Annotated in this window: 10 protein-coding genes; 3 read left to right on the top strand and 7 right to left on the bottom strand. The window is 75.5% G+C overall.

What is annotated here, in order from left to right; translation table 11 throughout:
- Nucleotides 1-85: 85 nt before the first annotated feature.
- Nucleotides 86-604 (top strand): phage tail protein, encoded by a 519-nt coding sequence (locus AC3ERT_RS29380; RefSeq protein ID WP_335972234.1) that lies wholly within the window; start codon nucleotides 86-88, stop codon nucleotides 602-604.
- Nucleotides 591-2306, top strand: a complete 1716-nt coding sequence (locus tag AC3ERT_RS29375) for an NADase-type glycan-binding domain-containing protein (RefSeq protein ID WP_435177791.1) — start codon at nucleotides 591-593, stop codon at nucleotides 2304-2306. The genes AC3ERT_RS29380 and AC3ERT_RS29375 overlap by 14 nt, the downstream gene beginning before the upstream one ends.
- A 68-nt stretch (nucleotides 2307-2374) precedes the next feature.
- Here AC3ERT_RS29375 and AC3ERT_RS29370 read toward each other — a convergent pair whose 3' ends face one another.
- A complete protein-coding gene (locus AC3ERT_RS29370; protein WP_435134963.1) occupies nucleotides 2375-3574 on the bottom strand; it encodes an MFS transporter in 1200 nt (399 codons plus the stop codon).
- Between the two features lie 359 nt (nucleotides 3575-3933).
- On the opposite strand from AC3ERT_RS29370, the gene AC3ERT_RS29365 reads away from it, so the two are divergent.
- Nucleotides 3934-5343: a hypothetical protein gene (locus AC3ERT_RS29365; RefSeq protein WP_435177789.1), complete on the top strand. Its 1410-nt coding sequence runs from the start codon at nucleotides 3934-3936 to the stop codon at nucleotides 5341-5343.
- Here AC3ERT_RS29365 and AC3ERT_RS29360 read toward each other — a convergent pair.
- The 6 genes from AC3ERT_RS29360 to AC3ERT_RS29335 all read right to left on the bottom strand — a co-directional run bounded on the left by AC3ERT_RS29360 (nucleotide 5332) and on the right by AC3ERT_RS29335 (nucleotide 10800).
- Nucleotides 5332-6015, bottom strand: coding sequence for a class I SAM-dependent methyltransferase (locus AC3ERT_RS29360; protein WP_435177787.1), 684 nt, complete (start codon nucleotides 6013-6015; stop codon nucleotides 5332-5334). The two genes, AC3ERT_RS29365 and AC3ERT_RS29360, sit on opposite strands and share 12 nt — an antisense overlap.
- Before the next feature lie 109 nt (nucleotides 6016-6124).
- Nucleotides 6125-6448: a divalent-cation tolerance protein CutA gene (cutA, locus tag AC3ERT_RS29355; protein ID WP_435134969.1), complete on the bottom strand. Its 324-nt coding sequence runs from the start codon at nucleotides 6446-6448 to the stop codon at nucleotides 6125-6127.
- Nucleotides 6449-6540: 92 nt separating this feature from the next.
- Nucleotides 6541-7425 carry a helix-turn-helix domain-containing protein gene (locus tag AC3ERT_RS29350; protein WP_435177785.1) on the bottom strand — a complete coding sequence of 295 codons (885 nt, stop codon included), beginning with the start codon at nucleotides 7423-7425 and terminating at the stop codon, nucleotides 6541-6543.
- A gap of 169 nt (nucleotides 7426-7594) precedes the next feature.
- A complete protein-coding gene (locus AC3ERT_RS29345; protein WP_435177783.1) occupies nucleotides 7595-8785 on the bottom strand; it encodes a helix-turn-helix domain-containing protein in 1191 nt (396 codons plus the stop codon).
- A gap of 80 nt (nucleotides 8786-8865) precedes the next feature.
- Nucleotides 8866-9345, bottom strand: coding sequence for a MarR family winged helix-turn-helix transcriptional regulator (locus tag AC3ERT_RS29340; protein ID WP_335972129.1), 480 nt, complete (start codon nucleotides 9343-9345; stop codon nucleotides 8866-8868).
- A 24-nt stretch (nucleotides 9346-9369) separates the two neighbouring features.
- Complete coding sequence (locus AC3ERT_RS29335) at nucleotides 9370-10800, bottom strand: MFS transporter (protein WP_435177817.1); 1431 nt, start codon at nucleotides 10798-10800, stop codon at nucleotides 9370-9372.
- Between the last annotated feature and the right edge of the window lie 180 nt (nucleotides 10801-10980).

Raw genomic sequence — 10980 nt, 5'->3', positions numbered from 1 at the left:
CGCAGGCGTCGACTTCGGCAAGGCGACAGCGCCCGGGCGGCGCGGCTCGATCGACGGGCTCGGCTCGTCCGCGCCGCTCGGCGCGATGCTGCCGGCCGTCTTCGCCGAGGACGACCTCGCGCAGCGCTTCGTCGCCGGTCTCGACGAGGTGCTGGCGCCGATCCACAACGTGCTGGACTGCCTGGAGGCGTACTTCGCGCCGTCGCTGGCCCCCGCGGACTTCACCCGCTGGCTCGGCGACTGGGTGGGCGCGGAGACCGACGGCGTCGAGGACGTCGCCGCGCTGCGCCGGGCGGTGGCCGCCGCCGCGCGCCTGCACCGCATCCGCGGCACCCGGCGGGGCCTGGCCGAGGTGGTGCGGCTCGCGTTCGGTGTGGAGCCGGAGATCAGCGAGAGCGGCGCCGCGGACTGGGACGCGCGGCCGCTCGGCCCGGTGCCCGGCGAGCAGCGCCCGCACCTGCACGTCGCGATACGGCTTCCCGGCGCCGGCCCGTCCGACCAGGTGCGGCTGGACCGCCTGGTGGCGGCCGCCCGCCCCGCCCACATGCCCTACACGGTCGAGGTGACCGCGGTTGAAAGGACCTCCGAAGGTGACCGGACGTAGCTATGACGCCCAGCCGCCACGGGCGCGGACCTGCGCCGAGTGCGGCACGCAGGCCGGTCCCGACCAGTCGTTCTGCGACGGGTGCGGGGCGGTGCTCGGCTGGGCGGACCGGCCCGCCGCGGCGGCCGCGCGGCGCGCGGAGCCGGCGGCGAGCGCGGCGGGCGGCGGGGGTTCGTCGTCCGCCGGCGGCGCGCCGGGCACCCCGCCGGGCTCGGGCGGCGGCTCGGGGGCGGGCGCGGGTGGCAGCGGGTCGGGGTCCGGGGCCGGTTCCGGGTCCGGGGCCGGGGGTGCGGGGCCGCTGCCGCCGCACGCCGGCACGGGCGCCGGCGGCCGCGGCTCCGGCGGCGGGCAGGACGTGATCGGGGACCCGGGCGACAAGTCCGCCGGCCCGGTCGGCGGCACGGGCGCCGCCCAGGAGGGCTGGACGGCGCCGCCGCAGAGCCCGGCCCCGCCGGCCCGCTGGCGCTCCGCGGTGAGCCTGCCGGGGCAGCCGCAGCCCGACACGGCCCCGCCGGTCGCGCCCCGGGCGGGCACCGACCCGATGGAGGACACCCTCGAACAGCCGCCGGCGATCCCGCAGTTGCCGCCGCAGCCGCAGCCCGACCAGCAGCAGTACGGTCCGCTGCGCGCCTACGACCCCTACGCCCAGGCCCCGCAGCACGAACCGGAGCCGTACGAGCCCGAGACGTACACACCCGAGTCCTTCGCGGCGGCCCAGGCGGGATACGCGGCCGAGGCGCCGTACGAGCAGGAGGAGCAGCCGGAACCGCCGCAGCAGCCGCAGCCGCAGGCCCAGTCGGCGGAGGAGCGGGCCCGGGCGCTGCTGATCCCGGTCGCGGACCCGACCCAGCGGCCGCCGACGGCGCCGTCGGTGGGCGCGGTGATGCCGGGCCGCCCGGTCGCGGCGCGGCCGCTGGTGCGTACGCCGGGCGCGCTGCCCGACGACGACGGCCCGGTCGGCTGCCCCTGGTGCGAGACCGGCAACCGCCCCGACCGGCACTTCTGCCGCCGCTGCGCGATGCCGATGGCGGGCCGGCCGTACGACGAGCGGGCGCGGCGCCCGTGGTGGCGGCGGGTGCTGGACTTCTTCCTGCGGCGCCGGCGGGAGGCGCCGTGGGCCGGTGAGCGGCCGCGGCTGCGCCGCAACCTGGGCCGGGTGGTGACCTGGCTGTTCGCCGCGGCCGCCGCGGTGGCGGTGGTGATCGGCGCGATGCACATCCCCGCCGGGGTGCAGGCCACGAAGGACCACTTCGCCAAGCGGGCGCCGGTCGTCCCGGACTCGGTGCACGCGTCGCGCTCGTTCAAGGACCACGGCCCGAAGCTGGCGTTCGACGAGTTCAACAACACCTGGTGGGGGCCGGGCATCTCGGAGTCCGGGGCCGGCCAGTGGCTCCAGGCGGACTTCCTCCAGCCGGTGCACCTGCTGAACCTCGTCATCACCCCCGGCGAGTCGACGCAGCCGACGGACCTGTCGAAGTCCGCGGAGCCGCACCAGCTGGACGTCACCCTGACCACGTCCGACGGGAAGACCCACGTCCGCCACGTCACCCTGGACCAGGGCAGCGGCGGCCAGACCGTCTCCTTCCGCGCCGACAAGGTCACCTCGGTGCGCTTCACCGTGCAGTCCTCCTACGGGACCGACGCGAAGAAGCAGGTGGCGATCGCCGAGATCGAGTTCTTCGGCCCGAAGCACTCCAACTGACCGCCGGCTGAGGCGGGAACGCGGGCGGTCGTACGGTCCCCGGGGCCGTGCGGCCGCCCGCGCCGCGTTCAGGTCGCCGGCAGCGGGCGGCGCAGCAGGTAGGCCGCGACCGTGCCGGACATCGCGATCACACAGGCCACGAAGACCAGGCCCGCGGTGCGCAGCCCCACCCCCACGGCGAGCGCGCCGATGCCGACCACCGGCAGCGCGATACCGACGTAGGCGGCGACGAACAGCGCGGAGATCGTCGCGCCGCGCCGCTCGGCGGGCGCGACCCGGCTCACCGTGGCCACCGCGCCGCGGAACGCCATGCCCTGCCCGATGCCGCTGACCACCGCGCCCGCGACCAGCAGGCCCAGGGACTCCGCGAGCAGCGCGCCGCCGATCAGCACCAGCCCCGCCATCAGCACCAGGCTGCCCAGCGGCAGCGCACGGGCCACCCCGGTCCTGACCACCAGCGACTGCCCCACGGTGGAGGCGAGGAACACCGACAGCACCACGGCGCCGGACACCGCCAGGTTGGACACCCCCAGGTACTGCGCGGCGAACGACGGGGCGATCGCGGTGAACAGCCCCATCACGGAGAAGCCGGCGAAGGCGGCGAGCGCGGCGGGCGCGAACACCCCCCGCACCTCGGCCGGTACGGCCATGCCCTGCGGGCGCAGCGGGGGCCGCGGGTCGCGGCGGCGCACCGTCTCCGGCATCGCCCACACCACCGCGGCGCAGACCGCGAGCAGGCCGAGGTGCACCAGGTAGGGCAGCCGCAGCGGCTCGGGCTCGTACTGCGCGAGCAGTCCGGCGATCATCGGGCCGCAGCCCAGCCCGCCCATGTTGGCGGCGGTCGCGGCGAAGGAGGCCCGCCCGCGCTGCTCAGGGGCAGCCAGTTCGGTGACGGCGGCGGTGCCGGCGCCGGAGAACAGCCCGGCGGCGAAGCCGGACAGCAGGCGCCCGGCGAACAGCAGCGGCAGCCCGCCCTCGACCACGAAGCAGACCGCGCTCAGCGCGGAGAGCACCAGCCCGGCCAGCAGCACCGGCCGCCGCCCCAGCAGGTCGGAGAAGTTCCCGGCGACGAGCAGCGCGGCGATCACACCGCAGGCGTAGACGGCGAAGACCACGGTCACCATGAACTCGGAGAAGCCGAGCTCCTGGCGGTACAGGCCGTACAGCGGGGTCGGCAGCGTGGTGCCCGCCATGCCCACCGCGAAGACCACGGCGGCCAGCGCGTACCAGGGCCGTACGGGGCGCTGTCCCGCGTCGGAAGGCGTCATCCCTTCACGGTAGGGGCTGCGGCGGCGCGGCGGCGGGACCCGGGCCACCGCCCGCCGTCTCACCGAGGGCGTCCGGACCGTCGCTCTCCGCGGCGGCCGCGGTGCCGGGCTGTGGGATCGGTCACGGGGGCGGCCGGGCGGCCGGGCGGCGGGCGGGTCCGGATCGCCGGGCGGCGCAGGGCAGTTGCGGGGCGCGGGCGGCACCGGGTCTTCACCCGGGCGAGGCCGGTGGTTTCGCCCGGCTATAGGGAGATGTGCACCCGCTGTCGTACTTTGCCTGGAGGCCAGGAGGCCAGGAGGCCAGGACGGCACCAGCAGGTAGGAGACGGCCCCGCCCGGGGCCACGAAGGGAGCAGGCCGTGTCGGAGCGGAGGATTCCGGCGCCCTCGGCGCCCGGAGGGGCGCGGGGCCTGAACCGGCGGGCGCTGCTACAGGCGGCGGGCATGGGCGCCGGGGTGCTCGCGGCCGGCGCCGCCACGGTGGGCCGGGTGGTCGCGGCGACCGGCGGCTCGGACCGGGCCGCGACGGCCGCGGCCAGCGCCGACCTGCCGCTGACCGGCGGTCCGGACTTCCCGATCGGCCTGTACTGGCCGCCGCACCCCTACGAGACGACGCTCGCCCGCTACCAGGAGATCACCGACGCGGGCTTCACCTTCCTGATCACCGGCAACTACCAGCTCGACGAGGCCAGCGCGAACCAGGCGCTCGGCCTGGCCGACCAGGTCGGCCTGAAGGTGCTGGTGGCCGGCGACCCGCGGGTGAGCGTGGTCGCGCAGCACATGACCGTCACCGACGACCGCAGCGTGCCCGCCTCGATCACCACCGACGACGCCACCGACTGGATACGGTCGGCCACCGGCACCTACGGGCGCCACGCGTCGTTCGCCGGGCTCAGCCTCTACGACGAGCCCCAGACCGAGCGCTTCCCCAACCTCGGCACGCTCACCGGCATCGTCCGCTCCGCCACCCCCGGCCTGCTGCCGTACGCCAACATCAACCGCGGCAACGGCGCCCGCTACGAACGCTTCGTGCGCACTTACCTCGACACGGTCAAGCCCGCGCTGATCTCCTTCGACCGCTACCCGTTCCTCACCGAGGGGCTGGACACGGCGTACTTCGAGACCTGGGCGATCGTCCGCGCCGCCGCGCTCCAGGCGGGCATACCGGCGTGGACGTACATCCAGTCCACCGGCTTCAGCGGGCATGTCACCCCGAGCGCACAGCAGTTGGCCTGGCAGGTCAACGTGAGCCTGGCGTACGGCTGCAAGGGCATCCAGTACTTCACGTACTGGACGCCCGACCCGGCCCGCGGCGAGGGGTACACCCAGGCGCTGGTCACCACCGACGGCAAGCGCACCCCGCTCTACGACGCGGCCGCCGACCTCAACAGCGGCTGGCTCCAGCCCGTCGGGCGCCAACTCAAGCCGCTGGTCTCGGAGTCGGTGCAGCACGTCAACGACACCCCGGCGCCCGTCGGCACCACCGCCTTCGCGCCCGGCAGCCACGTCACCGCGGCGAGCGGCGGCCCCGCGATCCTCGCGGTCTTCAAGCCCGCCGGGGCGGACGACGGCACCCGGCACCTGCTCGTGGTCAACCGCGATCCGGACGGGTCGCAGACGGTGCGGATCGGGCTGGACGCGACGGCGGTGAAGGCGGTCGCCCGTTTCGACGCGTCGAGCGCGACCTATCCGCGGGCGAGCCGGCCGTCCGACCTCACGGTCACCCTCGCGGGGGGCGCGGCGGCGCTGTACCGGCTGTCACCGCGCTGAGGTCCGCCCGGGCGCCGGGGCAGGCGCCGTGGCAGGTGTCGGGGCCTTCGCGCGGCGCAGCTTGAGGGTGTTGTCGGGGCGGGTCCGGACGCGGCCCTCGGGGTCGGTGAACTCCCGCTCGTACTCCGACGCGACCAGCACCTCCCACTGGCCGGGCGGCAGTTCGAGGCTCGCGTGGACCTCGTCCGGGGTCGGGAAGTGCACGTCGAGGTCCGGGTCCGCCTCGCCCGCGGGCCAGCCCGCGTGCCCGACCACCAGGAGCACCCCGCCCGGGGAGACCGCGGCCGCGGCCGACCGCAGGATCGCCTCGCGCGGCATCTCGACCGGCGAGTGCAGGAAGTGCGCAGAGACCAGGTCGTAGCTGCCGGCGGGGAAGTCCGCGGCCAGGTCGTGGCGGCGCCACTCCACCTGACCGGCGAGCCCCGCGTCCTCGGCGTGCGCCGCCGCCCGCTCCAGCGCCTTCCGGGAGATGTCCACGCCGACCACGCGCCAGCCCTGGCCCGCCAGCCAGATCGCGTCGCCGCCCTCGCCGCAGCCCAGGTCCAGCGCGGTGCCGGGTGCCATGCCGCGCACCTCGCGCACCAGGGCCTCGTTCGGCCGCCCGCTCCAGATCCGCTCGCCGCCCCCGTACCGGCCGTCCCAGAACTCCTCGGCCGACGCCGCCTCGCCCATGCGTACTCCTCCGCTCAGTCCGGCAACCGGTTGGCCCCGGTACGGGCGAGCCTGCGGCTTCGCGTGCCGAAACCCCAAGCGGCCTTGCCGTTCCGGCAACCGGGGGCGGTCAGCGGGGCCTGGTCTCCTCGTCCAGCCACGCGAGGTACTCCGCGCTGCCCCGCTCGATCGCGGTCGCGATGATCTCGGGGGTCTCGTAGGTGTGGGCCGCCTTGATCGCCGCCTCCAGGTCGCCGTACCGGTCCGCGGGGGCCTTGAACACCACGCGCCACTCCTCCTCGACCCGCACCTCGCCCTCCCACCAGTACACCGAGCGCAGCGGCCCCTCGACCTGCGCGCACGCCGCGACCCTCCGCTCCACCACCACCCGCGCCAACTCCCCCGCCCGCTCCGCCCCGTCCGTCGTGGTCGCCACGCTCACGTATCCGCTCATCAGCCCTCCATCCGCCGAGTCTCCCCCGACCGTATTCCGCCCGCCCTGCCACGAAGGGGCCGACCGGCTGGAAGAGGGCACCTCGGCAGCGCTCATGGCTCCACCGTCGTCAACGGCCCGTCCCCGGTGTGCTCCTCCAACAGGGCCCGCAGGAACGCCAGCGACTCCGCCGGGACCAGCGCGGTGTCACGCAGCGCGTCGAACGCGAGCCGCAACGGCTCCACCTCCTCCGGGTCATCGGTGAGGTGCCCACTCCAACTGCCCTGCGTGTACGCCACAATGGACCCGGTCCGCAGGTAGACCAGCTCCAGCGAACTGCGCAGGTAGTGCGGCCCGGCACCGAAGGGCACCACGTGCAGCGCGACGCCCGGCCACTGCGCCACCTCGATCAGGTGCTCCAGCTGCGCCGTCCACGTCCTGTGGTCCCCGGCCTTGCGCCGTAACACGGCCTCGTCGATCAACGCCCGGTAGTGCACCGGCTCCGGCCCGGACAGCCGCGCCTGCCGCTCCAACCGCGCCCCGACCGACTCCTCGACCTGCTCCTCAGCCAACTGCGCTCGACGCAACTGCTCGTGCGCGTACGCGCGGGTCTGGAGCAGGTCCGGCACCGTACAGTTCGCGTACTCCTGGATGCTCGCCGCGTTCGCCTCGAAAGGCGCCAGCCCCAGGACGCAGCGGTCCTTCGTCTCCCGCTTCGCCAGCCACCACAGCCGCTCCAGCAGATCCCCGGTCCCGTACACCACGTCCAGGGCGCGGGCGGCCTGCACCGTACCCAAGCGACCGCCTGTCTCCAGCCGGTGCAGGTACGACTGCTCGTACCGGCACTTCTCCCCGAGCTGCACGAGGCTCATCCCTGAGCGTTCCCGCTCGAACGCCAGCCGGTCGGCATACAACGCCCGCGCCGAAAACCGGTCCACGACGCCGACGCCCTGCCCCCTCCCCTTGTCGCCGCTGCCCACGCCGTCGTTGTCGTCCATACGAACCCCTCTTCTCACACGCCACGTTCGGATCGTCGGGCGGTCCGCGGACGCGTTCGCCCACGTCCGTTGGTGATCGGACCATTACCGACCGTAGGGAGCGGCGATATGGCGGGACAATGGCAATTCGGCGGGGCGGCAGACCGAAGTACCACACACCGTAGGACGCTTACAGCGGCACGCCTACCGCGTCCGCCAGCAGCCGCATCCGTGGGGTCAACGTGCGGCGCCGGGCGATCACCTGGCTGAGGATGTCCTGCGCGTAGCGCTGGTGCGGGAGCCACTGCGGCGCGGCCTGCCAGACCGTCTCCAACGTGTCCACAGCTTCGGCGTACTGCTGCAGCCGCACTCGCGCACCGGCCTGGTCCAGCCGGTTCCGGTTCAGGTTGTTGGAGGTCGGGCGCATCCCGTCCCAGGAGATCGCCGCCGACAGGTGCAGCACCCGGTCCGGCCGGTCCGCGATCATGGCGTGCTCGGCCTCCTTGAGCTGTACCGTCCGGGCGTCGAACGCGCGCAGGAACCCGCCAGGAACGGCCCGGTGACCGAGCGCGGCCGCCGCCGCCCCCGCCAGGCGCAGCAGACGGTCGGCGTCGTCCGGTCGGGCGTCCCGATCGGCGGCCGCCGCGGCACGCAGCAGCAGCCAGCCCCACGCGCCGAGTTCACCGGGCGTCGCACGGGACATGCGCGGCTCGACCCGGTCCGCCCACTGCTCGGCGAGCCGGCCCGCCTCGGCGATCCGGCCGCGGCGCAGCAGCAGCCAGCACTGGGTGCTGATCGCGGCCGCCGCGTCGAGGCCGGTCGGGGCGCTGTGAAGCGCACGGCCGAGAGCGTCCTCGGCGGCGTCGAACTGGCGGGTCTGGGTGAAGGCCCAGCCGACCAGCCGCATCAGCCCGGCGTGCACGGACCGGCCGGCGGGGTCCTCGCCCACGGCGGCCGCGTCCCGGAGCAGGAGGGGCAGCACACCGGCCAACTCGTCAAGGCGGTCCCCGGCTGCGAGCGGCATCGCGGCGGAGACCGCGGCACGGACCCCGGCGACCGTCGGGGCGTCGTCCTCCGGACCCGGCAGGGGAGCAGCCAGCGCGCCGCGGACCGGTGCCCACCGGTCCACTACGGCCGGCCGGGCACCCGAGGTCTCGTGCGCGCCGCCCAGGAGGCGGCTGGTCGGCACGCGCAGCGCCACGGCCAGCGCGCGGGCCGTCTCCACTCGCGTGTCGTCTCGTTCGCCCTGCTCGAGCTTCCTGATCAGCGACACGGACACCCCGGAGGCGACCGCGAGCTGATGCTGTGTCAGTCCGCGCCGCTTGCGGATGGCGCGCAGCCGTGTCCCGATCGCATCGCCGCTGTCGGTGGGTTGAGGCATGTCGACCCCGCACCTGCTCGTACCGGCCTGGACACCCGAAACGGTACAGCGGTCCTGCCCTGCGCGCGGGCCGCCGGGGGCTACTGGGTGGTGAGGTGGTCGACGAGGTGGAAGAGGGCCGGGAGGGCGGCGCGGACGGCGGCGCGGTCGGCGTCGTCGAGGGCGGCGAGCGCGGCGTCGAGACGGCGTTCGTGCGCCCGGGTCCATGCGGCGAGCTGCTCGCGGCCGAGGTCGGTGAGGGAGACGGCCGCGGCCCGCCGCTCCCCGGGGTCGACATCGCGGGTGACGAGCCCGGAGGTGATCATCTGCCCGATCAGCCCGCTCACCGTGCTGTTGGCGAGCCGCTGCCGGGTGGCGAGTTCGCTCACCCGCGCCGGGGAGCGCTCGGCGAGGACCTGGAGGAGTTCGACCTGCGCCATCGGCAGGGTCTCCCAGGGGTAGTCGGTCCGGATCGACGCGCGCAGCGCGCGGCGCAGGCGGGTGACGGCCTCGGTGAGCCGGCGGGCGTCCGAGGCGTCGGCGGCCGCGGCGAGTTCGGGGGACGGCTGGGACGACGACATGACCCAAGCCTACGGCGCCGTACCTCAACTGACCCGCGAAGAACCGTCCGTACGGGCCGCGGGCCGTTCCCCGGACCAGGCCGCCGCCAGGGCCGCCGCGGCGGCGGCCACCAGCACCGCGAGCGCCCACCGCGCGGGGGCGGTGGAGCCGGGAGCGGCCGAGCCGAAGCGTTCGCCGAGGTGGAGCGCGAGGGTGACGAGGGCGACGCCGAGCGCGGTGCCGAGGCCGCGCGCCATGTTGACCAGGCCGCCGCCGGTCCCGGCGGCCCCCCGCGGGATCGCCGACATGACCATCGTGTTGTTCGCGGGCGTGAAGGTGCCGAGCCCGAGGCCGACGACGGCGAGCAGTACCGCCAGCACACCCCGCGTCAGCGGCGCCGCCAGCATCGCCGCGGTGGCCGCGGTGAGCACCGCGGCGCCCAGCACGCACCGGCCGCGGTCGGACAGCCCGCGCGGCAGCACCCGGTCGGCGCCGGTCGCGGCCACCGCGAACCCCGCGGGGAGCGCGGTGAGTACGAGCCCGGCGGCCAGTTCGGAGGAGCCCGAGGCGGTCAGCACCACCGGCACCAGCACCAGCGGCCCGAACAGCACGAGGTACCCGCTGAGCGCGCCCACCAGCCCGAGCGCGACCGTGCGGCCGCGGACCAGCGCGAGGTCGAGCAGGGGGGCGCGGGTGCGGGCCTGCCGGGCGACGAACCCCCAGCCGGCCGCGACCGCCGCGGCGAAGAGCCCGGCGACCGCCCATGCGGGCACCGGCAGGCCGGAGGCGGCCGAGACGCCGAGCAGGCCGCAGCCGGTCGCGGCGGCGAGCAGCGCCAGCCCGGGCCAGTCGAAGCCGCCGGTGGCGCGCCGCTCGCGGGTGCGCGGCAGCAGGTAGTGCCCGGCGACCAGCGCCAGTACGCCGATCGGGACGTTGACCCCGAAGACCCAGCGCCAGCCGAGCGTGGAGACCAGCACGCCGCCGACGGTGGGCCCGAGCGCCAGGCCGAGCGCCTGGGCCGCGGCCTGCACGCCGAGCGCGGCCCGCATCCGTTCGCGCGGCGCGCTCGTGGTGACCAGCGCGACGCTGTTCGCCTGCATCAGCGCGGCACCGACCGCCTGCACCCCGCGGAAGACGACCAGCACCAGCAGCGAGGGGGCCAGCCCGCACACGGCGGAGGCGGCCGTGAACACGGCGAACCCGTAGAGGTAGAGCAGCTTGCGCCCGTGGGCGTCGGACAGCCGCCCGGCCGGGACCAGCAGGGCGATCAGCACCACCAGGTAGGCGAGCGAGACCCACTCCACGGCGGCGGGCGAGGCGTCGAACTGCCGGCGCAGCCCGCCGTAGGTGAGCGTGACGATGCTCGCGTCCAGCTGGCCCATGAAGGCGCCGAAGCAGACCGTCGCGACGGCCAGCCACCAGGCGGACGGGCGGTCCCGTATCGCGTCCGGCCGCGCCCGCTCGCGCAGCAGCAGCGCCGGCCGGTGCCCGCGGCCGAGCCCGGGCCCATGCTCGTGCTCGTGTCCCGGTCCGCCGGTCGCGGGCCGGGCCCCCGTGCGCGTCGTCATACCCTCGACAATACATCGGGCACCGAACTGTTCGGGACCCGTCACAGGGTCGTCCGGTTACGATCCTTCGGGAGTCGATTCGAACAG

It is taken from the genome of Actinacidiphila sp. bgisy145 (assembly GCF_057708125.1).
This window is presented reverse-complemented; position numbering and strand designations above follow the sequence as displayed.